This window comes from Archangium minus (genome assembly GCF_044360475.1).
In the GTDB taxonomy this organism is placed as follows: Bacteria; Myxococcota; Myxococcia; order Myxococcales; family Myxococcaceae; genus Archangium; species Archangium minus.
This window is the reverse complement of record NZ_CP043494.1, coordinates 10762158-10786138: the sequence shown is the minus strand read 5'-3', so window position 1 is coordinate 10786138 and position 23981 is coordinate 10762158. Positions and strand designations below refer to the sequence as shown.

Here is a 23981-nt window from a genome sequence, read left to right as displayed (position 1 = left end):
CGCTGTCTACCTCTTGCATGGGAATGAAGGGTCACATCGGCGGATGCGGGACTCCATGAAGCAGAAACCCTTTCAAGGAACCTCCCATGCCCATCCGAATCCCTATGGCGAGAGCGCTCGCCCTCTCCAGCTCCCTCCTCTTTGTGGCCGGCACCTCCTGGGCCCAGGCGTCCGGTCCACCTGCGCGAGAAGTGTTCCAGCACCTCACCCGGTCCTGCGGAGGCTTCGCCGGCACCCCATGTCCGCAGGGACAGCGCTGCGTCGACGACCCCGGCGATGACTGCGATCCGGAGCGGGGGGGCGCCGACTGCATCGGCATCTGCGTGAAGGAGAGCGAGTGCAAACCCGCATCCTGCGATTACAACAATAAGCGCAGAAAGTATGTCAGCAAGAGCCCCGAGCAGTGCGCGACCATCCGGTTCATCTGCGAACCGAGCTACCAAGCGTTCTTCGACGACTGCGGCTGCGGCTGCGAGCTCGTGCGCGGAAAGCAGAAGGAAGGAGTCCCACGGAAGTGAACGGGGCAAGCATGAGGCAGCAAGGCACAACACTGTCCTCGACCCACCGTGCGGACGTGAGCCTGCCCCACGAAATCGGGGCAGACCCACTTGAGCCCCGGCCCCACGCTCCGTCAGGCTGGTACCCATGCGTTCCATCCTGCCGCTCGTCGCCGTGCTGCTGTCCATCGTCGCCCAGGCCCAACCCGGTTCTTCCTCCGTCCTCATCCTGACGGGAGATGCCGATGCGGCCCGGGGCCCCGCGCTGTTGCAGGAGGTGCAGGGGAAGCTCTCGGCCACGTCCTCCGGCCTGAGCTTCGCGCCCGGGTTTCCCCAGGTGGTGCGGAGCGATGCTTACCAGGGGCTCCGTCCCGGCTTCACCATCGTCATCGCCGGCTTCTGTCCACCCGAAACGGCGAATGGTGCTCTCGAGGCGCTGAAGAAGACCTTCCCCGGTGCCTACATGCGGAAGGTCTCCGGTGTGGAGCCGACGAGCTGCCCGAAGCTCACGGCCGCGGCAGCACCGGCCCTTCCGAATTTCGATGACGCCCTGAACAAGACAGGGGCGCCCACGTGCGAGCACAACTGGAAGGGGCGGGTCACCTCGAGTGAGTGCACGCGCCAGTACCGGCCTGACGCCGACTGGTTCCTCGACAAGAACAACGTCCTCGTCCAGGGCCGCACGAGCGAGTGCGAACGGCCCCGGGCCTTCAAGCAGGTCACGCTGTCGATGTGCCCCGGGCAGGGGCCCGAGGTCGTCGACAAGGTGCGGTGTGAGCACAGCAACACGACGTGCCTGTATGGGCTCGGCCCGGGGCTCATCGCCGTGGAGCATTCCTATACGGAGGAGGGGTCGACCTCGATTTCCGTGCGCGTCTACGACGTCGCGAAGAAGCAGCGGCTCACCACCGAGGAGTGGAGCAACGGCTGCGCCATCGGCTTCTGCGAGATGGGCTCCCTCCAGGACGTGGATGGCGACGCCATTCCGGAAATCGTCTTCGGCAACACCCGCGACCGTCCCGAGCGGCCAGAGCGAATCCTGAAGTGGAAGAACGGCAAGTTCCGCGACGTGGGCCCGTTCCTGTGGAAGGGCCAGCCGGAGACGCCCACGCCGGAGTGAGGCCCGGAGTCCCCGACATAGGCGCTTCGCGTCACACTGCGTTGGCGCCTCGCGTGCTATCCGCGGCGGGGAGGGCCCTCATCTGGAAGGGGTGGCGCGGCTGGAGGGTGAGGAGCGGCAGCGGCTCCACGCGCTGTCCGGGCACCAGCGCGAGGCGATAGCGCGCGGCGACCATGGCCAGGATGACCTGCGCTTCCATCAGGGCGAAGCCATTGCCCATGCACGTCCGCGGCCCGCCGCCAAAGGGGAAGTAGGCGAAGCGCGACCGCTCGGCGGAGCGCTCCGGGGCGAAACGCTCCGGCTCGAAGTCGTCTGGACGGGGCCACAGCTCCGGGAGCCGTTGGGTGACGTAGGGGCTGAGCAGCACCACGCTGCCCGCGGGGATGCGGTAGCCGCCGATGCAGTCATCCTCCAGGGGCGTCCGCAGCGTCATCCAGACGGGCGGGTACAGCCGCAGCGCCTCCTCGAAGACCGCGCGGGTGTAGACCAGGCGTGGCAGGTCGTCCAGCGTGGGCGCGCGCCCGCCGAGCACCTCTCGTGCCTCCGCCTCCAGGCGCTGCCGTGCCTCGGGGTGCTGGTCCAACAGGTACCAGGCCCAGGTGAGCACGGTGGCGGTGCTCTCGAAGCCCGCGACCAGGATGCCCTTCACCTCATCGAGGAGCTGGGCGTCGTCCATGCACTGCCCCGTCTGTGCGTCCTGCGCCAGCAGGAGGGCGGAGAGCAGGTCCCCCTTGTCATCTGGGTTCTGCCGGCGCTGACGGATGATGCGGAGCACGACGCTGTTGATGTCGTCCGTGGCCTGGCGGAAGGCGGCGCGCTGGGGAAGGAGCAGGTAGTTGGCCAGCCCGGTCATCGAGGTCATCTGCCGGGCCACATAGTGCTGCGCGGTGCGAATGGCGGGCCCGATCAGGTCCGCGTCTCCACTGACATCCGTGCTGAACATGGTCCGGCTGGCGATGCCCAGGGTCAGCCGCTTCATCTCCTCGCCCATGTCGAGCGGCTGTCCGCGCGCGGCCAGCTCCCGCCAGCGCTCCAGCATCTCCTGGGTGACCTGGGCCATGAGGGGGAACAGACGCTCCAGCTTCTGCCGAGTGAAACACGGCCCCATCAGGCGGCGCTGGCTGCGCCACAGGCCTCCCTCGCTTACGACGAGCCCCTTCCCCAGGAAGGGCTTGAACTTCTGGGTGGTCAGGTCGGACTTCTTGTAGCGGGCGGCGTTGTCCTGGAGCACCTGCTTCACTCCCAGAGGGTGCACCACCAGGTAGAAGGGCCGCATGCCGTGGCCCAGGCTGATCACCTCCCCGTACTCGCTGGCCACCTCGCGCAGGAAGCGGAGCGGGTTGCCGAGCATGTCGGGCAGCCCTCGCAGGAAGCGCAGCCCCCGGGGCCCAGGGGGACGGCGCGACGATGGGGGAGGGTGGATGGATTCCTGGCGCATGTCAGAGCCCTCCTCCGGGAACGTGGGACGCCCGCGAGGCCTCCTCCGCCTCCCGGACGGCGCATCGCAGCGCTTCCCGGAAGCAGAGGTGGTGCTGGATGCCGAGCAGCTCGCGCAGGCGTGGGTCGCGCACCACCGCGTCGTGCCCCAGGCCACGGACGAAGTGCTCGCCGATCCGTTGGGGGATGGGACTGAGGAGGCCTGTCCAGAGGCCCGACAGGCGCGGCACGGCCACCGGCATCCGAAGCACCGGGCGGACCAACCCCCTCAGCTGGGCGTAGGTCTCCATCATCTCCCGGTACGAGAGCACCTCGTCGCCCCCCATCTCCCAGATGTGGCCCACCAGGCGCGGGGTGTCGAGCGGAGCCAGCAGGTAGCGGAGCGCGTCGGAGAGGGCGATGGGTTGGCAGCGGGTCTCGCCCCCCCGAGGGGAGATGATGAGGGGGAAGCGCTCCGTGAAGCCGCGGATCATCTCGAACACCGCGCTCCCCGCGCCGATGATGGCCGCGGCGCGCAGCTCGGTCACTGGCACCCTGCCTTCACGCAGGGCCGCGCCCGTGGCGTGCCGGCTCTCGACGTGGGGGGAGCGCGGCAGCGATGGGTCGCCCAGTGCCCCGAGGTAGATGATCTGCCGGACGCCCGCCACCTCCGCCGCGCGAGCGAAGGTGCTCGCCGCGGCCAGCTCCTTCTCCCGGAAGCCCGGCTCGGCGAGCGAGTGGATGAGGTAGTACGCGGTGTCCACCCCCCGCAGCGCCCGCGCTGGGGTGCTGGGGTGGAGGATGTCCCCGCGTATCACCTCCACCCGTGGCGTCACCCCGGCCCCGTCCATGGGGCGGCGGCTCAGCAGGCGCACGCGGTGGCCCGGCTCCCGCAGCAGCGCCTGGGACAGCGCCCGGCCGACGAAGCCGGTGGCGCCGGTGACCAGCAGGGTTCGGAGATGGTTCTGGGCGGACATGGGCTGCTCCTCCTCGTTCCTACCTGCTGCCGTAGATTCGGGCCGCTCCCTCTCCCACGCTCCGGGCCGGCAGGACCTTGGCGAGGAGCACCATGAGCTGGTTCCGGAGCCCGGGGACTGTCAGGAACCTGCGCCGCCGGAAGGCGTGCAACGCGCGCCTGGCCACCACCTCGGGACGCATCATCAGGTGGGTGATGAGAGACCGACGGCGGAGCTGCTCCAGCACGGGCGAGGAGACAAGCATCTCGGTCAGCATGCCCCCCGGGCTGCACAGGCATACCGGGACGTGTTCCCGCTCCCGGGTCCGCTCGTGGTGCAGGCTCTCCACGAAGCCTTGCAGCAGCGCCTTCGTCCCGCCATACAGCGCCTGCCGGGGCGTGGGCATCATCGCTCCGGTGCTGGTGATGACCAGGATGCCCCCCTCGCCACGCTGGTCCAGGTAGGGAAGGAATCGACGGAGGAGGAGCAGGGGCGTGCGCACGTTGACCTGCAGGAGCTGCTCCACCTGAGGCTCGGGCATGGCGGTGAACTCGCCGAACCAGTAGGCCGCCGCGTTGGAGATGACGGCGTAGACCTGCCGCTCGCGGGTCGCCTCGGTGAAAATGCGCTCCGCGGCGTCCGGCGCGGCCAGGTCCATCGGCAGCAGCACCACCTCGGTGCCATGGGCGGCGCGCAACTCCTCCTGGAGCGCGGCGAGCCGCTCGCGCCGACGGGCCACGAGGATGAGCCGGGCCCGATGGTGGGACGCCAGCCGGCGGGCGAGCTGCTCGCCCAGCCCGGAGGACGCGCCCGTGACGACCACCCAGCGATCGCGGAAGTCCAGCGCCTTCATGCGAGGGCCTCTTCCTCCCTCGGCGCTCCAGGGCTCCGGCCCCGCCGCGGCCGCCCCAGCTTGCGCAGCGCCGGCAGCACCGTGGACTCCGACGCGCGGTGAATGCGGAGCCCCGGCTGTCCCAGCTCGCGGAGCAGCGCGTCCGCGGCCAGCCGGCCCGAGAGGGCCGCCCCCTCCATGGAGGCGTTCAGCTCGTGCCGTGTCCAGTCGCCGGCCAGGAAGAAGTTGCCCAGCCGGGTGCGGGCCGGGGGCCGGAGCTGGTGCGCGCCTGGCACCGCGGCGAACATGGCCGCGCCAATGCGCTCCAGGGCGGAGTCCACCACCCGTGCCTCCCGGGCCCCTGGCCAGATGCTCCGCAGGTCCCGCACCACGTCGGAGACGATGGCCTCATCCGGGTCGTGGAAGCGGCTGCTCGCCCGGGTGATGACGAACTGGTACACGGAGCCCGGTGCGCCACGGGGCTGCCGGTCCAACCTGGCCAGGTCCACGAAGTCGCGGAAGGCGCAACCCGTCACCAGCGGTGCTCCCACTGGCACCGGCTGGATGGGGCGATCGAACCACAACATCAGCGACATGGCTGGCGTGGTGGTCAGTCGCATGGCGTCCTCGAGCCCGGCCGCGTGCACCCACTCCGGGGAGAGCACGGCGCGCAGGGACTGGACGTTCATCGCGGACACCACGAAGTCACAGGCCAACAGCTTGCGGCCAGCCGCGCCCACCGGGACGTGCCCCCCGGCGTGGACGACGGGACCGGACGTCTCCGCCGGGGAAACCCACACACCCTTGACGCGCTGGCCCTCTCCCTCCAGCCCGACCACCGCGTGACGCAGCAGCAGCTGGCCCCCCTTGCGCTCAAGGGCCCGGCACAGGGGGTCCACCAGACACTCGGCCAGCGTTCCCCGCCACAGCCCCACATCCCCGGAGCGCGAGTGGCGCACCAGGTATTTGATCCACGACAGCACCGGCCGGGCAGCGGCCTCCTCCACCGTGAGGAAGGTCGCCGCGTCCGCCGCGGCCTCCGCCAGCTCCAGGGTGAAGTCTCGCTGGAGCCCGTTGCGCCGGTGCCACTCGGCGTAGGAGAGGGAGTCCAACTCGGCCAGGTCCTCCTGCGAGTAGCTGGCGACCTGGAGCCCCACCCGGCTCAGCCGGAGGCGGGCGCCCGGGGAGAGAGGCATCCGCGCGAAGGGGCGGAGCAGGTGGAAGGGCGCGGGCCACGAGCGGAAGCTCCACGCCATCGGCTCGCGCCCGGAGCGCAGGTAGGTGTGCTCGCCCACCCAGAGAAGGCGGTGCGACACCCCCAGGCGCGAGAGCACCTCCAGCAGGTTGGCGTAGTGGTTCGCCACCACGTGGAGGCCTGTGTCCACGCCGCGACCCCGCGCGTCCGTGAAGGACGAGGTGCGTCCACCGGGGAAGGGGGCGGGCTCCACCACCGTGACGGAGCAGCCGCGCTCGGCGAGCTCGTAGGCCGCACACAGGCCGGCCACGCCGGAGCCGAGGACCAGGACCCGGGGGGCCGTGCTCATGCGCGCACCAGGGCGGCAAGGGAGGGCGCTGGACTCGGGCGCTCCCCAGCGGGAGAGGACTGGCCCTGGGGGCTGAGGCGCAATGTGAGCCGGCCCCACTGGTAGACGAACCACCGGCTGAAGGGAGGCTCTGGCAGGAACATGAACAGGTGCAGCAGCTTCATGAACCTGGGAGCGCGCCCCAGCCCCTGGGTGAACGAGTCCAGCACACCCCACAGCGGCGAGTACCGCCCCGTCTCGGCGAGGACGAGCTTGAGCAGGTCAAAGACGAAACGGATGCTCGAGCCGAAGATGACGTAGAAATCCAGGCCGATCGCCTCCAGGGTCTTACGCTGTCTGCGGATGGGCCGGCGTGCCAGCAGCGAGTAGCCGTAGAGATAGATGAGGACGTCCGCGAGGAAGGTCCGGTCATTCACCAGCGCCCGCTCGAGCATGACGAGCGAGAGCTGCAGGTGGGACTTCTCGTCCTCCAGGTTGGCCTCCAGCACGGCCCGGATGTCCGGGGCTCGGGTGGCCTGGGCGAGGTTGTACAGGAAGGCGTACCCCAGGCCCTCCGACAAGAGGCAGAACAGGGCCGCGACGCTGGGCTTGAAGGGCAACGCGAAGAGTCGGCCCGAGCGCCAGGCGCTCCAGAACTCGGCCTCCTCGGGCGATGGCGGCAGGACGTCGTCGTAGCCCAGCTTCCGCACCAGCTGCTTGAGGTCCTCCAGGTGCCGTGACTCGTCCTGCACCAGGAACCGGCGGGCCTTGGCGAACATCGCGTGTGTCTGCACGAAGTCCGGGTGGGTGAGCAGCTTGAAGCCTTCCAGGGCAGCGGCTTCCGCGTGGCACAACATGCTCAGGACTCGCGCATAGGCCTCCCGGTGTCTGTAGGGATCAACCGGGGCCAACGGCCGCGCCACGGACGGAACGGGTAGAACATGCGGTGCCATGACGTGAGTCTCCTTCCCCTCTGGATTCGCTAGAGGAAGGAGTCGCCTTGGCGCGGATGTGACATCCGTCCGTCAACGGAGCCTGGCCATTCACCCAGGCGCGAAACGTAAGGCCATTTTCTGCTCCCTCGAGTTCGCGGATGGGGCGGCAAGGCGGTCAGGTCCACGAGAAATCGGGCTCACCTCCGGTGTGATAGTGTCCCCCTGCTACGAAGGAGGGACCGTGTATTTTCCGGACATGGGTGAGCAGTGTCAGGTGGGCCAGGGCCCCGAGGTGCGCGCGGTGGGATGGCTCGACATCGAGCACCCGTATACGCAAGGAACCGTGGAGCCCGCCTTCCTGGAGGCACTCCAACGGCATGTGAAGACAGCCTGGGCTCCTGTCGTCGCGGCCGGGCCCCACTTCTGCCAGTTCTGCCGGGAGAAGCCTTGGGGTGGAGCCTACAGCGTATGGATTCCCTCGGAGCGTTATCTCTTCATCGCGCCAGAGCTCATCGTCCACTACATCACCGACCACGGCTACCGCCCCCCGGATGCCTTCATCGAGGCGGTGCTCGCCTGCCCCGCCCAACACTCTCCGGAGTACTTCGAGAAGCTTCGCCCCTTCCGGCACCTGACGGAGCCGTCCTCCCCCTCGTTCGCGTCGAAATCGAAAGCGACGCGACAGTGAGGATTCACGTACCTCGTTGCTTGTGATTGCGCGGGTGCACGGCTTGAGCGGCCTGCCTGGCAACCGTGCTGCGTTCTGCTAGCTACCCGTCCGGCGCTGAGAGCACCTCCATCTCCGCCCTCGGGGCAGGCTGACATCCAGAGGAGAGCATCCCCCGGGGAGGCGTGGGAGGACGCGGGTTCTCTAGCGCCCTCTCCTGTTGGCTGTGCTCCACTTCAACCCTGGAGGGTGAGGGCTGTCACAGCCGAAGTGGCAACATGTCTGTCATCTACAGCGAACCTTCGTTGTCCCGGCAGACAACCGTTGAAACATATTTCATCTCAAATGGTTTCAGCGCCTCTCCGACGACGCGGTGGCAGGCATTCGTTTGAGCCTCCTGCTGCTTGGGAGGTGCACCCACGTGCAAGGAAGGAGTTGCCACATGAACAATACCCTGGAAGTTCGGCCCGACGGTGTGAGTGAGGCCCTCAGCGAGAGTGCGCTCATCGGACGTTTTCAGTGGCCACTCGATGACCCGAGGCTCCGCCCTCAGTCCCGCCGTCTGACCTGCGAGAGCGACGATGTGCGGCTCGCCAGGGCGGCAACTCCTGACTTCGAGCTGGAGGCCTTCCTGAAGAAGACCCAGGCGCTCTCCCGCGAGATGAGAATCATCGAGCTGCTCAATGAGACCTGCCAGTTCAATTCGCGCTCGCGGTTCCGGGACAGCGAGGACGTGCGGGAGCGGATCCGCCGCATGCAGGAGGTGGGCCGGCCGATCGAGATCGTCTTGCCAGCGTTCGCGCCCGTCCTGAATACGGTGAAGCGATTCGAGTCGGTGGCGCTATCGGGCGCCGAGGACGTGAGTCTGCGCCATCTCTCTTGGATCGCGGACCTCATCGCGCGCGTGTATGAACCCGGCGCGATCATTCACGTCGTGAGCGATGGCGTCTTCTACTCGAGCGCGTTGGGCATCACGTGGGTCGAGGCCCACACGTACGAGCAGCGGCTGATTGCCCGTGTCCGCGAGCTCGGTATCCACAACGTCGTCGTCCACAGCATGTCGGAGTTCCTGCTGCCCTGCCATGACGAGTTCTTGCGGAACTTCGATCGGCACTATCATGAGATCTGGAAGGGCCGCTCCAATGACGGGATTACCCCCAAGGATGTGGGCCGCTTGTCCGGCAGCCTGCTCGCGGGTATCAACACGCGCAAGTACGGCTTCACGTACGAGGAAATGAGGAACTTGTTCTCCGCGGACGTTCCTCCCGAGCAGCGCTATGCGGAATGGGTGACAGTCTTCGCCTCCCTGCGGGACTCGGTGACGCACTACCGTGCTCTTCGCGCGGCGCTTGCGGAGCTGCGTTGGGAAGAGCGGCAGTTTCCGGGCGCTCTGCGGGCGACGATCCACCTGAAGAAGAAGCCCGTCCTGGGAATGCGGCTGTATCCCGAGTACAGGCGCCGCTCGATGTTGCTGCCGTACCACGGTATCGGGGTGCTGTTGCACAATGGCTCCCTGACGGTGGAGCCGGAGATGTTCGTCTGCGGCCGCCCGGAGTACACCCGGGTGCTCAATGCCGATGGGACGACGCGCTTCTACGAGCAGCTCGTCAGCTGAACAGGTCTCGAAGTGGGTACCCACCTTGGCGGCGCCGTCTGTCAATATGAGAGCGATGAATCTGCCGTTGCTGCTGCTCACCCTCTGTCAGGGCCTCTACCTGACGAATAACGTCACATTCATCGCGATCAACGGCGTGGTCGGGTTGGCGCTCGCGCCGGCACCGTGGCTGGCGACGCTGCCGGTGATGGCCTATGTCGCCGGCAGTGCGCTGAGCGCCCCGTTGGTGGCACGTCACCAGCGGCGCTTCGGACGCCGCCGCACCTTTCAGCTGGGTCTGGTCGTGGCGATGTTCACCGCCGCGCTGTGCGCGCTGGCGGTACTGACGCGCCAGTTCTGGTTGCTGATCGCCTCGACGCTCGCCGCCGGCTACTACAACGCGAACGGTTCGCTGTACCGCTTCGCGGCGGTTGAGCTGGTGCACCCGTCAGCCAAGGAGCGTGCCATCTCCTGGGTGCTGGCCGGTGGCATCCTGGGGGCGGTGGCCGGGCCGCAGCTCGCCCTCCTCACGCGCGATGCGCTGCCCCAGCCGTTCGCCGGAGCCTATGTTGCCTTGATTGGTGTGGCACTGGTGTCGCTGTTGTTGATCTCGCGCATCGGGTTTCCCGCTCTGCCAGCAGGCGAGCCGGGGAAGGCGGACGGGCGTCCACTGGCCGTCCTGGCCCGTCAGCAGGTGTTCGTCGTGGCGGTCGCGGTGAGCGCGCTCGGCTACGGCGTGATGAACCTGCTGATGGCCGCGACGCCGATTGCGATGGCACAACACGCCCATTCGTTCGGCCACGCCGCGCTGGTGCTCGAGTGGCACGTGCTGGGCATGTATGTGCCTGGCTTCTTCACCGGCTGGCTCATCAAGCGGTTCGGTGCGCTGTGGGTGATGGCGATCGGGCTGCTGCTGAACCTCGCCTGCGCTGCCGTGGCGCTGTCGGGCGTGGACCTGATGCACTTCCTTGTTTCGCTGCTGGTGCTCGGGATTGGATGGAACTTCCTCTTCATCGGCGGAACCGCGCTGTTCACCGAGGCCTATCAGCCGGAGGAGAAGACCCGCGCGCAGGCCGCCATGGACACCACCATCTATGCGACCATGACGATCAGCTCGTTCGGCTCCGGGGCGCTGGTGACCACTGGTGGATGGACCTGGATGAATGTCGCCATGCTGCTGCCACTGGCGCTGGTGGCGGTGGCGCTCGGTTGGTTGGCGCTGGAACGGCGCCGCTCAGCGCGCGCTCCCGCCCCTCCCCGGGCGTGGTGAGCCGGCCTGCCTGACAGGCCCAGATACGCGGCAGCGCCTTCCAAGAGAAGGGTCAGAGGCCCACTCCATTCTCTACTGCCAGGGCCCCCACAGCGACCCATCCTGAAGGAAGACCGTTTCAGGAATGCAAGTCATGGCGGACATGTCTCGAGCTTTCCTTCAGGCTTTGTACTCGATTGATGACTTCCGTGGTGAAGCCCTGTTGAACCGCGACGAGGTCAATGCGCTGGGGGAGGAACTGCGGATTTCCAAGCCCGAGCTCCTCGCCCTGATTGACGAGTTGCAACGTGCGCGCCTGGTCTCCGTCTCCTTCGGGGGCTTGTCGCTGACGCCCGAGGGGAAGGCGCTCGTCACGAAGCTGGGCGGGACCGAGACGCTGCGCTCCACGGCACCGGACGTGTGAGCGCGTCCCCCGGAGGGTACCAGCCGAGGCCGCGGGCAGCGTGCACGGCGGTGACGTGCTGGCCTGCGCCCGGAGTGGAGACAGGCGAAAGCCCAGGTGCGAGCCTGGCCCCGGTGCAAGGGCCAACCCAGGGCGAGGGGTCGGCTCGGCGAGCTGCGTCGCGCGGGGCTCCGCTGGAGACGGTCGTTGGAGCCTGCCGCTATCGAGGGGGGGCATCACCGCTGCGGACACATTCTGCGACACCTTCCGCGGGCTGTCTGTGTTCGATTTCCAAGAAGATGGAAATCGTATGTTTCAACGATTGGCAATCAGACGATGTCGCCTCCATGCGCCAGTGAACCTTCAGTGAAATGAAGGTTTCATTGAATTTCATTTTTTCATGAATTTTTAATGTATACTGCTCGGTGTCTGGTTCGAGCGCGGTGGCCACTCCTGTCACCGTCGAGCTGGCGTTCCCCGCAGTGTTTCCACCCGAGGAGATGTTCATGGGGTTGAGAAGGTTTGGTCTGGTTGCCGTATGGCTCGTGTGTGCCACACCCGCGTTCGCGGAGGCTCAGCGGGAGAAGGAGGTGCGGAGCACCCTCAGCACGGAGGCTGGAGCCGGTGCGCAGCGCCTTGCGGAGCAAGGGCCTGAAGCTGACCGCTCCCTCGTTCCAGAGCAGGCCGGAGAGGGTCTTCTCTTGGAACACAAGTACGCAGACATCAACGGCATCCGCATGCACTACGTGACGCACGGTGCCGGTGAACCCATCATCTTCCTCCATGGCTTCCCCGAGTACTGGGGCATCTGGAAGAAGCAGCTCGAGGAGCTGGGCAAGGACCACTGGGTCATCGCCCCGGACATGCGTGGTTACAACCTGAGCTCGAAGCCGGCCGACGTCGAGCAGTACCGCATCGAGCACCTGGTGGCGGACATCCGCGCGTTGGCGGACCACTTGAAGATCAAGAAGTTCACCCTGGTCTCGCAGGACTGGGGCGCGCTGGTGGGCTGGAGCTTCGTGCTGCGCCATCCCGAGTACGTGCGCCGGTTCGTCACCATCAACATCACGCACCCCGCCCTCCTCAACCGGGACCTGCGCGAGAACGCCGCTCAGCAGCAGGCCAGCCAGTACATGCTGCTCTTCCGCTCGCCCGAGGCCGAGGCATTCATCATGGCCGATGACTACGCCTTCGGGCGGCAGGGGATGATCGAGGCCGCCCGGCAGTTGGGCGCCCAGATCTCCGCCGAGGACGAGGCTGAGCTGATCGCCGCCTGGAAGCAGCCGGGCGCCACCACCGGCGGGCTCAACTACTACCGGGCGGCGGAGATTGGTCCTCCCGATGACCAGGGCAGCCAGGGTGGCAGCAATCTGTTGGATGGGCTGGCGCCGTGGCAGCTTCAGGTGTGCCTGCCCGTGCTCTTCATCCACGGCGAGATGGACCCGTATCTCTTGCCGTCTGGCCAGGTGGGGTTGGAGGAGTACGTGCAGGACCTCACCTTCCGGCGCATCCCCGATGCGGACCACTCGGTCACCCTGGAGAAGCCGGAGCTCGTCACGCAGTTCCTTCGCGAGTTCATGCTGGAGAACTAGCGCTGCGGCGCGGTGCCACTCAGTGTGAAGCGGCTTCCAGCGCACGGGCCGCGGCCCACGGAGAACCAGCTCTGTCCCTCGTCATGGGTCAGGAAGACCTGGTCTTCCTTCCAGCCGACCCACGCCTGGAGCCATGCCACCCCGGGAGTGAGCCGCACCACGTGGCGCAGCTCCGAGGGAAGCGTGAAGCCCTCGGTCAGCTTCCGAGGCGGCTGATGGGGAGGCTCCGGGCGGCGCCACGTCGTCCCGCCATCCTCCGTTTCCCAGAAGGAGGCCTCCAGCCCTACGGCCCAGCCGCGCTCCCGGTCCAGGAAGGACATGTCCATGCAGCGATCCTGGGTGTTGAAGGGGGTTCCCTTCAGCTCCTCCCAGGTCGCTCCGGCGTCGTCGCTGCGGTAGATGCGTCCGGACGAGCCACATATCCACGTGCGCCCGCCAGCTCGCTCCAGGTCATAGACCCAGAGATCGTCCGGGGCTGGCACCACCAGTCCGTGTCCGTGCGCCGGCTGACGAGGGACAGCGACCAGGCGCCCAGCTCGCGGACGCCCAGGTCCACCGAGGGCAGCGGCGAGTCCTCCGCGGCCCCGGGAAGAGCCATCAACAGTCCCGCGAGCATCATCATCACGGGCCCATCATGTCTGGATGCTCCGGCGCCGGGAGCGGCCTCCGTCAGTGGCTGAAGCGCGCGACGAAGATGTCGTACGCGCCGAACCCGCCCTGCGCGGTGTAGGGCACGCCCGCCAGCGACACGTTCTCGGTGTAGCTGCCGGCCACGCGCACGTCCCCAGCGGCGTCCACCGCCGTGTGCAGGTCGAAGCCGTCACCCACGAAGGCCAGGCCCCAGAGCAGGCCGCCCGCGCCGTCGAGCTTCGCGACGTAGCGCCGCACGTTGCCCGAGCCCGGCAGCGGGCCCTCGCCCAGGTCGATGGCGCCGGTGTACTCGCCGCTGGCGGCGATGTTGCCGGCCGCGTCCACCGTCACCTGCGCGCCGTGCTGCGTCCCCGAGGCATCCGTGAAGCGGCGGCCCCACACGCCATGGCCCGTGGTGTCGAGCCTCACGACGAAGGCGTCCGACGCCGAGCCCGCGCCGAGGACGACGGTGTCCATGGCCAGCGTGCCGCCGAAGCCACCGGTGACGAACCCGTTGCCCGCCGCGTCCGAGGCGATGCCATGGCCCACCTGGTCCGCCGCGTCACCGAAGCGGCGGCCCCACGTGAGGCCGCCCGTGGGGTTGAAGCGGGCGACGAAGAGGTCCTGCCCACCACGGCTGCGCATGGCGGTGCCGCCGAAGCTCACGTAGCCGCTGAAGCCGCCGGTGAGCAGCACGTTGCCCGTGCCATCCGAGGCGATGCCCAGTGCCCGCGGGGCGAAGGTGCCGCCGCTGGTGGGCTCGAAGCGCTTGCTCCACAGGTGCCGCCCGGAGGCGCTCAGCCGGGCGAGGAAGAGGCCCTGGGTGCTGGAGAGCGCGCCGCCGCCGAAGTCGAGCGTGCCATTGAAGAAGCCAGCCACCGCGACGCGGCCCGTGCCGTCCACCGCGATGCGCGGCGTATTCACGTAGGCGCCAGGGAAGCCCCGGCTCCACACGCAGGCGCCCGTCGGGCTCAGCTTCACCACGAACACGCTGCCCGTACCCTGGGAAAGCGGGCCGCAGCCGAAGTCCGGCGTGCCGTAGTAGTTGCCGGCCAGGAGGATGTTGCCGGCCGCGTCCACCGCCAGCTGGCGCTCGTAGTCGACGAAGCCGAAGTCGTCGTCGCTGACGCCGGGGATGGCGCGGCTCCAGACGTGCGCGCCCGTGCCGTCCCGCTTCGCCACGTACAGGTTCCAGTAATAGTTGTTGGGAGGCAGCGCTCCGCCACCCAGGTCGAACGCGCCTCCGCCGTACTCACCGACCAGCACGGTGTTGCCCGAGGCATCCACCGCCACGTCCTCCACCCCCTGCTGCGAGATGTCTCCGAAGCTCAGGCTCCACAGGTGCGCGCCAGGCTGCGCGAGCGCGTCACCCGCGCCCAGACCCACCACTGCCGCCAGCACGACTCCCATTCCATCACGCCACTGCATATCGAGTGACTCCTCTCCTGGTTGAGTGGCTCGTGCCATGGCCGGCCCATGACGCGAGCGCACGTACCGGTAGCATGTCCCGCTGACGTGAAGGCCCCCGCGATTGTCGCGAATGGGTGAACCCGGCGTGACTCCTCTGGAGCGGGAGCGCGCTCCAGGTCAGAGCGGCCTGCTCATTCGCAGCAGCTCGTAGTTCCAACCCGCTGTCTCGTAGAGCTTCCGCGCGCGCTCGTTTCCCGGGAAGACGGCCAGCGTCAGCCGTTCGCAGCGCTGCTCCCTCCCGAACTCCTCGGCGAACGCCAGCAGTCGGCGTGCGTGGCCGCGCCCCTCATGCCCCTGCGCCACCGCCAGATCCGAGACATGGCAATTGCGACCGCCGCTGAAGAAGTCCTCCATCATCAGAAGGTGAATGAAGCCGGCACGGGTGCCATCGTCTTCCTCCAGAATGAAGAAGAAGGAGTTTGCCGGCCGCTCCTCCACATGGCGCTCGAGGTCTCGGAGGATGCCGGCCTCGACAACATCCCTCGGGCGACCCGGCGGCAGCGGGAAGTCAGTAAAGCGGTTGGCAAGCCCGAGGATGAACGTGTGATCCGAGGAGGTGATGGGGCGGATGTGCATGGCCTGGTACGGGAACGGGGGCAGTCTCACTTCGGTGACCTTACACCTGACGCAGCGTCAGGTTGTCCCGTACGGCCCGGCGTCGGCGCGGGTGCCGGCATCTCCAGGCGAGGGCCCGAGGATGCGCGGCAGGCGTACCAGACACTCCCTCCTGGCGTGCGGCGCCTGGCGAGCACAAGGACGTTGCTCGCGAGGGGTGGAGCCTCTATCCAGGGGTCCCATGCGAGCCAATCCTTTCCTCCTCTTCTGTTCCGCGTCCGTGTTGCTGCTGTCGGCCAATGCGTGCCGTGACGAGCCGGACCCGGAGCCGAGCCCGGAGCCGAGCTGCGCCGAGGCGCTGCTCCCGCTGCAGAACTCGCGCGCCCATACCCTGGGCGAGACCTTCTACCTGCCTCGGCTGAAGCAGGACGCGCGGTGTCCCTCCACCCTGGAGTGGCAGGTCGTATCCGCGCCCGAGGGCAGCCGCAACACCGCCTACACGCGGGGCGCTCCCGAGCCGCGCTTCACTCCGGACATGCCCGGCGACTACGTCCTCCGGCTGGGCGAGCTGCGCAACTCCGAGGTGTCGCTCCACGTCGTGGCACGTTCTCCGGCCGAGCGCTTCCGCAACCACTACCTGACGCCCCTGTCCGGCGTGGTGCGTGTCGGGGAGGAGCTGTGGACCGCGAACGGTGCGTCCTACACGGTGAGCCGGCTCGCGCGGGTGGACGGCACGTCTTGGAGCCAGCAGGGTGAGGTGACCGTGGGCGCGTGGCCCTCGGCGCTGGCGTGGCGCGAGCCGCTGCCCTATGTGCTCGTCGCCCAGCGCGGCAGCGACACCGTGGGCTTCATCGACAGGGCGCGCGGCGTGCTCGTGGACTCCCTTTGGGTAGGGGACGAGCCCTCCGGTCTGGCCCTCTCGCCGGACGCCCGGCGGTTGTACGTGTCGCTGGCCACGCAGCGCCGGGTGGCGGTGGTGGACCTCGCTGTGCGCGAGGTCGTGGCGCAGGTGGAGGTGGGGTTCGATCCCCGGGCTCTGGCGCTCTCCCCGGACGGCCGACGGCTCTTCGTGGCCTCGTACCGCTCCGGCAACCGCGTCAAGGACACGCGCGGCACGTACGGGCCGGGGGACGACCAGGACATCTCGGTCGTCGACACCGCGTCGCTGACGACGATCGCCACCGTGGACGGTGTGTCCGCCGATCTGCGGGCCCTGGCGCTCTCCGAGGACGGTACCGAGCTGTATGTCGCCGCGACCGATGGAGACCCCGAGCCCTCGCAGGCGGACGCCACGGCGAAGCCCTTCGTGCACGAGGTGGTGGTGGTGGATGCGGACGCCGAGGTGCCGGGCGTGCTGCGGCGCGCAGATCTGACGCGCCAGGCCGGCTCCGGGGGCCCCGTGGTCAATCCCGCGGGGGTGCTCGCGGTGGGGGACACGCTGTGGGTCTCCTCCGAGTCCTCGGACATGGTCGTGGCGCTCGACCGGAACACGCTCGCCGAGAAGGCTCGGGTCGCGGTGGGACCGGGGGCCCGGCAGATGGTGGCGCTGGATGCCGCGGGCACGGTGGCCGTCCACTGCTTCCAGAGCTTCGAGCTGTGGGTGCTGCGCGCGGATGGAACGGTGGTCCAGAAGGTGAAGCTCGCGGAGGATCCGCGTCCCGCGAACGTGGCGCTCGGCGAGCGCGTCTTCACCCGGCCCGGTGGAGGCTTCGCGGCGAACCACTCCTGCTCGAGCTGTCATGTGGAGACACAGAACGATGGCATGGTGTGGCGCTTCGGACCGTCCATCTGGCACAACGTCCGGCCGCTGCAGTTGCTGGACGCCACCACGCCGCTGGAGTGGGGCGCCTACGTCTCCAGCTCCGAGAACTTCGGCTACCAGGGGCCCGCGTCCATCGTGTCGCGTCCGGCCACGCCCGAGGAGGCGCTTGGACTCCAGGCCTTCCTGGGCTCGCTGCTCGGCGCGCCCAGGGCCACGGGCCACACCCGGCTGGATGGCAGCTACACCGAGGCGGCCCTGCGCGGAAAGGCCCTCTTCGAGGGCAAGGCCGCCTGCTCGGGTTGCCACACGCCGCCGCTGTACACGTCGCGCGGTTATGTCACGCAGGGCAAGTCCGGTGAGCCGGCCGACATCCCCTCGCTCCTGGGCACCTACCGCCACGGCGTCTACTTCGTGGGCGCGAAGGCCCGGAGCCTGGAGGCCGCCCTGGATGTGGCGATCGACTACGTGAAGGTGTCGCTCAGCGCCGAGGAGCGCGCGGACCTCCTGGCGTTCCTGCGCGAGCTGACGCCGAAGGGTGGGGCGCCCATGGGCCTCTGGCCGGACATCGACAGCGACGAAGGTGTCTACCCGGACGTGCGCCCATCCGTGGCCTTCGCGGACCCGGTGGATGACGCCCAGGGGAAGACGGCCGCCGAGGTGGCGGCGGAGTACGTGGTGCTGGAGGACGCGCTCGGCAAGCGCGTGGCCGGCGCCGTGGAAGTCCAGGGTGGACGGCTCACGTTCGTGCCGGCGGCGCCACTCGCGCAGGGGGCCCGCTACCGCTTCCGGGTGCTGCCGGGCCTGCCGTTCCTCTCCGGAGGCTCACTCTGGGGCGAGCTCGGGAGCGAGTTCACCGTCGCGAAGCCGGCCGCGGGCACCTGGCCCCGGACGATGCGCATGACGGTCCATGTTCCAGGGCGCGGGGGCACCACGCCCGTGGACTTCGTGCTCGAGACGGCCGAGGCCTCCCGTCCGGGTGGGCTCACCCTGACGGTCCTTCCCCAGGGCTCGGGCAGCCAGCAGCGTCAGCAGGTCTGGTCGCGGCTGGATGGGAACCTGTGGCTGGTGCAGCCCTTCGCGATGCCGCTCTTTGGGACCAGCGTGGCGGATGCCTCGGAGGTGGTGGGCTCGGTCACACAGGTGGACCCGTCCAACCAGAGCATCACCCGGGTGGAGGGCAAGCTGCGCATCCGCGGGCCCGGCATCGACATGCGGGACATCGCGTTCTCCATCGTTCCGCAATAGCGGCGCTGGAGCGGGGCCCTCTCTCCCGTGCGTGGGAGAGGGGGCCTCGTATCAAATCACTTGGAGGCGCGAGTGCTCTAAGCTGGGGAACATCATGCTTTCCGGTGCTTCGACCCTGCCCACCCTGGAGACGCCCCGCCTGCGCCTGCGCTGGATGACGGAGGCCGACATTCCCGCGCTCTTCGAGCTCTTCTCCCATCCCGAGGTGACACGCTACTGGAGCTGGTCCGCGTACACCGAGCGGGCGCAGGCGGAGAAGCTGTTGGGGAACATCCACGAGGCCTTCGCCGAGCGCTCGCTCTTCCAGTGGGGCTTCGCCCGGCGCGAGGACGACCGGATCATTGGCACCTGCACCCTGTCGGACCTGAGCGGGCAGCACCGGCGCGCGAGTCTCGGCTACGCGTTGAACCGCGCGCACTGGGGCCACGGCTACGGGCGTGAGGCGGTGGCCCGGGTGGTGGAGTTCGGCTTCATCTCACTCGAGTTGCACCGGCTGGAGGCGGACGTGGACCCGCGCAACACGAGCTCCATGCAAGTGCTCGAGGGCCTGGGCTTCCAGCGCGAGGGCTACCAGCGTCAGCGCTACTTCCTCAACGGAGAGATCCAGGACGCGGTGCTGTACGGGCTGCTACGGCCGGAGTGGCGGCCGGGAGCGTAAGACGGAGAGGGATGAGCCTTGCCGAGCAGTGCCCGGGTTCTTCCTCAGTGGGTGGACCCACGCCGTGCCTGGCATTCCCCCGTGAGCAAACCCGCGACGGAGCCGGTCACGCTGCCGTCACGCCCCCTGCGGGAGAACGCGTGCGCCCAGGCCGGCGGAGCAACGACAACGCGTATTCACAAAAGCAGAGGGGACGAGCACTGCAGTGAGGGCCGGCGTCCAGGATTGCCCAATGGGCATGGACGAAATCTTTCATCAGGAGTCAGGTCATGAGTGGCACGATGGATACGCGTGTATCCGCCCTGTGTGGGTATGGGCGTCGCGCGCTTCGGGGTTGGGTGATGTGCAACCTGGCGGTGGGCAGCATGTTGGCGGGCTGCACCAGCGACAAGGTGATTGGCAGTGATGGACAGGAGGTCGAGCTCGTCCAGACCAAGGGCTCACTCTACATCCGGGGTGGGGCAACGCTCTGGACCGACAACCAGAACACGGTTCCGGTCTGTTGGGTCGAGGCCGGTTTCGAGAATGAGAAGCAGGTCATCGCGAACGCCCTCCGGGACACCTGGGCGCGCTATACGAACCTGGTGTTCACCGGCTTCGGGGCGTGCCCGACCTCGGGGTCGCAGCGGTTCGTCCGCGTCCTGGTGAATGCGGGAACCGACGCGAGCGGAGGCGGCAGTGCGCACGTGGGGATGAACGCCGCGTTCCGCACGGCGGCGCAAGGGCACAGCGTGCATATTGCGATTGGCACCTCTGCGTCCCAGGGCCGCATCGAGTACCTCGCCGTGCATGAGTTCGGCCACGTGCTCGGCTTCGAGCACGAGCATGTCCGTCCCGACAACCCGGATATCCGCGAGAACGATCCCGAGTACTGCAGGACCACCGAGGTCGTGTCGGGAGGCACCTATGCGAGCGGTTACGACCGGGAATCCACCATGCATTACTGCAACAGTGGTGGGAACGGCTCCGGCCGGCTCAGTGCGCTGGACATCGTCGGCGTGCAGTCCGTGTATGGCCAGTCGGCCTGGTATCTCGGGACGCTGGACCGGCAGCTTCCCGGTGTCGACGTGAACGGCGATGGACGGACGGACCTCGTCCACCTGCGTGACGTCAATGGCACACTCGGTATGTCCGTGAGCCTCGGGAATGGCTCGGGCTTCACCCCTGGCTGGTCGTCCAACAGCCTCCCGGCGGGTTCGGGTGCCGTCGAGTGGCTCACCGGCGACGTGGATGCGGATGGCAAGACGGACATCTTCCAGCTGTGGAACAACAATGGCGCGCTCGCCATCATCGTCTGGCGCTCCAATGGCACCGGCTACGAGCTCTATGGCGATACCACGGGCGTGAGCGCGGGCACTCCGGCCATCCGGTTCCTTACCGCCGACGTCAACAACGACCGGCGGACAGACATCGTCCAGCTCTGGGATAACAACGGCTCGCTGGGCATGATCGTGCACCAGTCGTCTGGTACCGGGTACTCGACGACGTGGGGCGCGACCCTGCCGGCCGGCTCCGGTGCCATGGAGTGGCTCACCGGTGACGTGGATGCGGATGGCAAGACGGACATCTTCCAGCTGTGGAACAACAATGGCGCGCTCGCCATCATCGTCTGGCGCTCCAATGGCACCGGCTACGAGTCCTACGGCGATACCACGGGCGTGAGCGCGGGCGCTCCGGCCATCCGGTTCCTTACCGCCGACGTCAACAACGACCAGCGGACAGACATCGTCCAGCTCTGGGATAACAACGGCTGGCTGGGCATGATCGTGCACCAGTCGTCCGGTACCGGGTACTCGACGACGTGGGGCTCGACCCTGCCGGCCGGCTACGGTGCTGTGGAGTGGCTCACCGGGGATACCGATGCCGATGGCCGGACGGACATCTTCCAGATCTGGCGCGACAGCGGCTTCCACCGGATCATCGTCTGGCACTCCACCGGAACCGGGTACGAGATCTACTCGAATACCTCGGGCATCCAGGCGATGGGGTCCGCGCTGCGGTTCGTGGCGGGTGACGTCAACAACGACCGGCAGACGGATATCATCCAGCTCTGGGACAACGTCGGACAGTTCGCCGCCCGGACGCACAGGTCCTATTCCACCTCGTATCTGACCAGCTCGACCAACTGGGACCTCGGCGCGCTGTAGGCACCAGAGTCCTCGAAGCCCCTCGTGAGGAGTCTCCCTGGCGAGGGGCTTTCGCTTTCGTAGACATGCATCTCAGGCATAGGGGCTTCAGCCGCCCACCACCTGGCTGAGGGTGGCGAGCACCTCGCGGGCCTCCGCCGCCATCGCCGAGACGAGCTCGGCGGCCGGGCGCAGCTCGCGCAGGTTGCCGCACGCCTCGCCCACCGTCAGGGCCATCTCCTCGAAGTCGCCCTCGGTGTGCACGGTGGGCAGGAGCGCGGAGAAGCGGGGGAGGGGCACGCGCTGGTCTCCCAGCAGCGTGTGACCGATGGGCTTGGAGGCCGGCAGCGCCAGGGCCTCGGCTTCCCGGCCGGCCCACTCGCGCACCGCGCGGTTGTGCAGCACGCGCATGGCCTGGCCGGGCCACTCGGGGCCGAAGAGGGTGGTGCGCACCGTGTCTCCCACGCCCGCGGCCAGCACCCGGCGCTTGTACTCGTCATGGGCCTGGGCCTCCACGCTGGCCAGGAAGCGGGTGCCACACCACACCGCCTCCGCCCCGAGCGCCAGCGCCGCCACCAGCCCGCGGCCATCCACGATTCCCCCGGCGGCGATCACCGGCAGCGGCGCCACCGCCGCGCGCACCGCCGGCAGCAGCGCGAAGGTGCTCGCCTCCGCACGGTTGTGCCCGCCGGCCTCCGCGCCCTGCGCGATGATCGCGTCAGCCCCCAAGGACGCCGCCTCACGCGCCTCCGCCACCGAGCCCACCTGCATCCACACTCGCGTGCCCGCGCTCCGCAGCCGCTCCACGTGCGCGCGCCGGGGCAGGGTCCAGAAGAACACCACCACCGCTACCCGCTCCTCGGCCAGCACCTCGATGTGGGCGTCCTCCACGAAGTCGCCGATCAGGTCCACGCCGAAGGGGCGCGCGGTCAGCTCCCGGGTGGCCCGCACCATGGCGCCCAGGGCGGGCGGCGGCAGCATCGCCCCGCCCAGCGTGCCCAGTCCGCCCGCGTTGCTCACCGCTGCCGCCAGCGCGGGCCCCGCCAGGAAGGCCATGCCAGCGCTGATGATGGGGACGTCCAGTCCGTACTGCTGGGTGATCCGGGTCTTCATGCCGAGGCCGTCTCCTCTGCCTTGTCGAGCAGGAATGCGAAGTGCTCCCGGTCCGTGCTCAGGGCCCGGGCCAGGTTGTCGAACTGCTGGCGGCCGTACGTGGCGAACGTGTCCATCATCCGCAGCACCTCGCGCCGCTGCGCGTAGGTTACCGGCAGGTGGGCGAGCGAGGTAGGGCAGGTGGGCTCCCGCCAGTCCCGCGCCATCTGTCCGTAGAGCAGGTGGTGCGTGCCCTCGAGATAGATGAGGGGCGGGCTCGTCGGGTGGTCTGCCGCGAAGCGCTCCGTGAGCGCGCGCAGGTTGCCGAAGAAGGCGCGCGACATGAAGTGCACGGACATGATGGCCCAGTACTTGTGCAGGGGATCGTTCGGATGGCGCAGCGTTTCGCGCCGGAACTCGTGCAGGGCTTCCATCTCCGGCCGGCCATACACCTTGTCGAAGAACCACCACTCGAGCAGCTCCGCGGGCGTCCAGGGGAGGCGGGCATCCATGTCCAGCACCTCCCAGTCATGCAGGAACAGCTCGGCCTCGGTGGAGAACGTGCGGCGCAGGAAGTCCACCGTGGGGGTGCCGGGCTCCGTGGCGGGCTCCTGCACCTGACAGTCCTGGAGGTAGAAGGTATGCAGCGCGCTGATGCGGGGGGCGAACAGCAGCGCCGCGCAGCGCAGCATGAAGACCGCCTCCTTCCCCCGCGCCTCGCGCATCATGGCGGAGATGGGGTGGCCCACGAAGTCGGCGTGGTGGCGGTGCCAGGCGGCGATGAGCTCTCCCTGCTCGGTGAACGTGTCGGGCCGGGGATTCCACGTCGGTGCCGGAAGCTGGCCGGCCTGGTACGCGGCCAGTTGCTCGCGAACGAGCCGCGTGCGCTCGTGCCGCTCGCGCATGAGCAGCGGACCCGGCCCTCCGGCCTCCTCCGCCGTCTGGACGAAGCGGTGCATGAAGTCGTTCATCTCCACCGACAGCGCATGCTTGCGCTCCACCAGCCGCAGGGCCCGCTCGCGCTGCTCGCCCGAGAACGTCACCAGCTCGGACTCCGAGGCGCCCACGTCTCCCGACTCCCGCTCCAGGTGGTGCATGCCGAAGTAGACCGGGGTGATGCCCGTCTGCTGCTCCACCTGTTGCGCCTGTCTCGTCGTGGCGGAGAAGAGCAGGTGGCCGTCCTGCTCGAGTTGCTCCACGTGCAGGTAGCGGTAGGCGGGCTCCGCCGCCTCGTCACCGACGATCTCCTGGATGCGCTGGCTCTCCACGGCGCGTCCCGGGTCGAGCATGGGTGACATCCACAGCGCCCACATCAACGAGCTGGCGCGCTGGGTGCCCCACAGCGCGTCCAGCTCCAGCCGGCGGAAGTCCGCCAGGAAGAGCCGCGCATGCGTCCGGTCCTCTAGCGCGTGCTGGTTGATGGCGTCCTTGAGCTTCGCGTCCTGCTCCGACCCCTTCTCATTCTTGCGAAATGCGAGATAACGCTCGTTGTAGAAGGGAAAGGACATCACAAAGCCGAACAGGGGGATGAAGCAGTCGTAGTGCCGCCGCGACTCCTTCAGGTGCGAGTCGCCAATCCAACGGTAGAGCGCATGTCCGCCCAGCTCGCGCGAAAGGGCGTCCAGGTGTTCCAGGGCTTCTTGCATGATCGACTCCTCG

The 23981-nt window shown here is 68.3% G+C and carries 22 protein-coding genes; 10 read left to right on the top strand and 12 right to left on the bottom strand.

The window, feature by feature from the left end; translation table 11 throughout:
• Positions 1–86: 86 nt before the first annotated feature.
• The gene (locus tag F0U60_RS44205; RefSeq protein WP_395809316.1) at positions 87–518 is read left to right on the top strand and encodes a hypothetical protein; all 432 of its coding nucleotides are present in this window, start codon (positions 87–89) and stop codon (positions 516–518) included.
• 127 nt (positions 519–645) lie between these two features.
• Complete coding sequence (locus F0U60_RS44200; RefSeq protein WP_395809314.1) at positions 646–1617, top strand: hypothetical protein; 972 nt, start codon at positions 646–648, stop codon at positions 1615–1617.
• Between the two features lie 31 nt (positions 1618–1648).
• Here F0U60_RS44200 and F0U60_RS44195 read toward each other — a convergent pair whose 3' ends face one another.
• From F0U60_RS44195 to F0U60_RS44175, 5 genes are read right to left on the bottom strand one after another with little or no spacing between them, the layout of a single operon-like run.
• Positions 1649–3055 carry a cytochrome P450 gene (locus F0U60_RS44195; protein WP_395809312.1) on the bottom strand — a complete coding sequence of 469 codons (1407 nt, stop codon included), beginning with the start codon at positions 3053–3055 and terminating at the stop codon, positions 1649–1651.
• Between the two features lies 1 nt (position 3056).
• Positions 3057–4010, bottom strand: a complete 954-nt coding sequence (locus tag F0U60_RS44190) for an NAD(P)H-binding protein (RefSeq protein ID WP_395809310.1) — start codon at positions 4008–4010, stop codon at positions 3057–3059.
• 19 nt (positions 4011–4029) lie between these two features.
• Complete coding sequence (locus tag F0U60_RS44185) at positions 4030–4842, bottom strand: SDR family NAD(P)-dependent oxidoreductase (RefSeq protein ID WP_395809308.1); 813 nt, start codon at positions 4840–4842, stop codon at positions 4030–4032.
• Positions 4839–6365, bottom strand: a complete 1527-nt coding sequence (locus tag F0U60_RS44180; RefSeq protein WP_395809306.1) for an FAD-dependent oxidoreductase — start codon at positions 6363–6365, stop codon at positions 4839–4841. Before F0U60_RS44180 ends, F0U60_RS44185 begins: the two co-directional genes overlap by 4 nt.
• Entirely contained in the window at positions 6362–7297 is a 936-nt protein-coding gene (locus F0U60_RS44175) for a hypothetical protein (RefSeq protein ID WP_395809304.1), read from the bottom strand. The genes F0U60_RS44180 and F0U60_RS44175 overlap by 4 nt, the downstream gene beginning before the upstream one ends.
• A 223-nt stretch (positions 7298–7520) precedes the next feature.
• On the opposite strand from F0U60_RS44175, the gene F0U60_RS44170 reads away from it, so the two are divergent.
• The 4 genes from F0U60_RS44170 (at position 7521) to F0U60_RS44155 (ending at position 11213) form a co-directional block, all read left to right on the top strand.
• Complete coding sequence (locus F0U60_RS44170; protein WP_395809302.1) at positions 7521–7967, top strand: hypothetical protein; 447 nt, start codon at positions 7521–7523, stop codon at positions 7965–7967.
• Positions 7968–8388: 421 nt separating this feature from the next.
• A complete protein-coding gene (locus F0U60_RS44165; RefSeq protein ID WP_395809300.1) occupies positions 8389–9561 on the top strand; it encodes an L-tyrosine/L-tryptophan isonitrile synthase family protein in 1173 nt (390 codons plus the stop codon).
• A gap of 55 nt (positions 9562–9616) precedes the next feature.
• A complete protein-coding gene (locus F0U60_RS44160) occupies positions 9617–10810 on the top strand; it encodes an MFS transporter (RefSeq protein ID WP_395809298.1) in 1194 nt (397 codons plus the stop codon).
• A gap of 133 nt (positions 10811–10943) precedes the next feature.
• Positions 10944–11213, top strand: a complete 270-nt coding sequence (locus F0U60_RS44155) for a hypothetical protein (RefSeq protein WP_395809296.1) — start codon at positions 10944–10946, stop codon at positions 11211–11213.
• A gap of 199 nt (positions 11214–11412) precedes the next feature.
• On the opposite strand, the gene F0U60_RS44150 is transcribed toward F0U60_RS44155, so the two are convergent.
• Positions 11413–11643 (bottom strand): hypothetical protein, encoded by a 231-nt coding sequence (locus F0U60_RS44150; RefSeq protein ID WP_395809294.1) that lies wholly within the window; start codon positions 11641–11643, stop codon positions 11413–11415.
• 250 nt (positions 11644–11893) lie between these two features.
• On the opposite strand from F0U60_RS44150, the gene F0U60_RS44145 reads away from it, so the two are divergent.
• Positions 11894–12784 carry an alpha/beta fold hydrolase gene (locus F0U60_RS44145; protein WP_395809292.1) on the top strand — a complete coding sequence of 297 codons (891 nt, stop codon included), beginning with the start codon at positions 11894–11896 and terminating at the stop codon, positions 12782–12784.
• On the opposite strand, the gene F0U60_RS44140 is transcribed toward F0U60_RS44145, so the two are convergent.
• The 4 genes from F0U60_RS44140 to F0U60_RS44125 all read right to left on the bottom strand — a co-directional run bounded on the left by F0U60_RS44140 (position 12781) and on the right by F0U60_RS44125 (position 15490).
• A complete protein-coding gene (locus F0U60_RS44140; RefSeq protein ID WP_395825709.1) occupies positions 12781–13146 on the bottom strand; it encodes a WD40/YVTN/BNR-like repeat-containing protein in 366 nt (121 codons plus the stop codon). The two genes, F0U60_RS44145 and F0U60_RS44140, sit on opposite strands and share 4 nt — an antisense overlap.
• Entirely contained in the window at positions 13143–13409 is a 267-nt protein-coding gene (locus F0U60_RS44135) for a hypothetical protein (protein ID WP_395826035.1), read from the bottom strand. Before F0U60_RS44135 ends, F0U60_RS44140 begins: the two co-directional genes overlap by 4 nt.
• A 44-nt stretch (positions 13410–13453) precedes the next feature.
• The gene (locus F0U60_RS44130) at positions 13454–14842 is read right to left on the bottom strand and encodes a hypothetical protein (RefSeq protein ID WP_395809290.1); all 1389 of its coding nucleotides are present in this window, start codon (positions 14840–14842) and stop codon (positions 13454–13456) included.
• Positions 14843–15001: 159 nt separating this feature from the next.
• Positions 15002–15490 carry a GNAT family N-acetyltransferase gene (locus F0U60_RS44125; protein ID WP_395809288.1) on the bottom strand — a complete coding sequence of 163 codons (489 nt, stop codon included), beginning with the start codon at positions 15488–15490 and terminating at the stop codon, positions 15002–15004.
• Positions 15491–15680: 190 nt separating this feature from the next.
• On the opposite strand from F0U60_RS44125, the gene F0U60_RS44120 reads away from it, so the two are divergent.
• The 3 genes from F0U60_RS44120 (at position 15681) to F0U60_RS44110 (ending at position 21251) form a co-directional block, all read left to right on the top strand.
• Positions 15681–18446 (top strand): hypothetical protein, encoded by a 2766-nt coding sequence (locus F0U60_RS44120; RefSeq protein ID WP_395809286.1) that lies wholly within the window; start codon positions 15681–15683, stop codon positions 18444–18446.
• Positions 18447–18540: 94 nt separating this feature from the next.
• Entirely contained in the window at positions 18541–19104 is a 564-nt protein-coding gene (locus F0U60_RS44115) for a GNAT family N-acetyltransferase (RefSeq protein ID WP_395809283.1), read from the top strand.
• 269 nt (positions 19105–19373) lie between these two features.
• On the top strand, positions 19374–21251 hold the full coding sequence (locus F0U60_RS44110) for an FG-GAP-like repeat-containing protein (protein WP_395809280.1): 1878 nt from the start codon (positions 19374–19376) through the stop codon (positions 21249–21251).
• An 87-nt stretch (positions 21252–21338) separates the two neighbouring features.
• Here F0U60_RS44110 and F0U60_RS44105 read toward each other — a convergent pair whose 3' ends face one another.
• Together F0U60_RS44105 and F0U60_RS44100 are read right to left on the bottom strand one after the other, a co-directional pair.
• Entirely contained in the window at positions 21339–22343 is a 1005-nt protein-coding gene (locus F0U60_RS44105) for an NAD(P)H-dependent flavin oxidoreductase (RefSeq protein WP_395809278.1), read from the bottom strand.
• Positions 22340–23968 (bottom strand): hypothetical protein, encoded by a 1629-nt coding sequence (locus tag F0U60_RS44100; RefSeq protein ID WP_395809276.1) that lies wholly within the window; start codon positions 23966–23968, stop codon positions 22340–22342. The genes F0U60_RS44105 and F0U60_RS44100 overlap by 4 nt, the downstream gene beginning before the upstream one ends.
• Positions 23969–23981: the final 13 nt, after the last annotated feature.

Excerpts from the sequence above, each read along its gene's own strand:
- F0U60_RS44185 (WP_395809308.1), bottom strand. The coding sequence starts at position 4,842 with ATGAAGGCGCTGGACTTCCGCGATCGCTGGGTGGTCGTCACGGGCGCG.
- F0U60_RS44155 (WP_395809296.1), top strand. The coding sequence starts at position 10,944 with ATGGCGGACATGTCTCGAGCTTTCCTTCAGGCTTTGTACTCGATTGAT.
- F0U60_RS44160 (WP_395809298.1), top strand. The coding sequence starts at position 9,617 with ATGAATCTGCCGTTGCTGCTGCTCACCCTCTGTCAGGGCCTCTACCTG.
- F0U60_RS44195 (WP_395809312.1), bottom strand. The coding sequence starts at position 3,055 with ATGCGCCAGGAATCCATCCACCCTCCCCCATCGTCGCGCCGTCCCCCT.
- F0U60_RS44115 (WP_395809283.1), top strand. The coding sequence starts at position 18,541 with ATGCTTTCCGGTGCTTCGACCCTGCCCACCCTGGAGACGCCCCGCCTG.
- F0U60_RS44105 (WP_395809278.1), bottom strand. The coding sequence starts at position 22,343 with ATGAAGACCCGGATCACCCAGCAGTACGGACTGGACGTCCCCATCATC.
- F0U60_RS44100 (WP_395809276.1), bottom strand. The coding sequence starts at position 23,968 with ATGCAAGAAGCCCTGGAACACCTGGACGCCCTTTCGCGCGAGCTGGGC.
- F0U60_RS44165 (WP_395809300.1), top strand. The coding sequence starts at position 8,389 with ATGAACAATACCCTGGAAGTTCGGCCCGACGGTGTGAGTGAGGCCCTC.
- F0U60_RS44205 (WP_395809316.1), top strand. The coding sequence starts at position 87 with ATGCCCATCCGAATCCCTATGGCGAGAGCGCTCGCCCTCTCCAGCTCC.
- F0U60_RS44190 (WP_395809310.1), bottom strand. The coding sequence starts at position 4,010 with ATGTCCGCCCAGAACCATCTCCGAACCCTGCTGGTCACCGGCGCCACC.
- F0U60_RS44175 (WP_395809304.1), bottom strand. The coding sequence starts at position 7,297 with ATGGCACCGCATGTTCTACCCGTTCCGTCCGTGGCGCGGCCGTTGGCC.
- F0U60_RS44200 (WP_395809314.1), top strand. The coding sequence starts at position 646 with ATGCGTTCCATCCTGCCGCTCGTCGCCGTGCTGCTGTCCATCGTCGCC.
- F0U60_RS44130 (WP_395809290.1), bottom strand. The coding sequence starts at position 14,842 with ATGCAGTGGCGTGATGGAATGGGAGTCGTGCTGGCGGCAGTGGTGGGT.
- F0U60_RS44180 (WP_395809306.1), bottom strand. The coding sequence starts at position 6,365 with ATGAGCACGGCCCCCCGGGTCCTGGTCCTCGGCTCCGGCGTGGCCGGC.
- F0U60_RS44110 (WP_395809280.1), top strand. The coding sequence starts at position 19,374 with ATGAGTGGCACGATGGATACGCGTGTATCCGCCCTGTGTGGGTATGGG.
- F0U60_RS44120 (WP_395809286.1), top strand. The coding sequence starts at position 15,681 with ATGCGAGCCAATCCTTTCCTCCTCTTCTGTTCCGCGTCCGTGTTGCTG.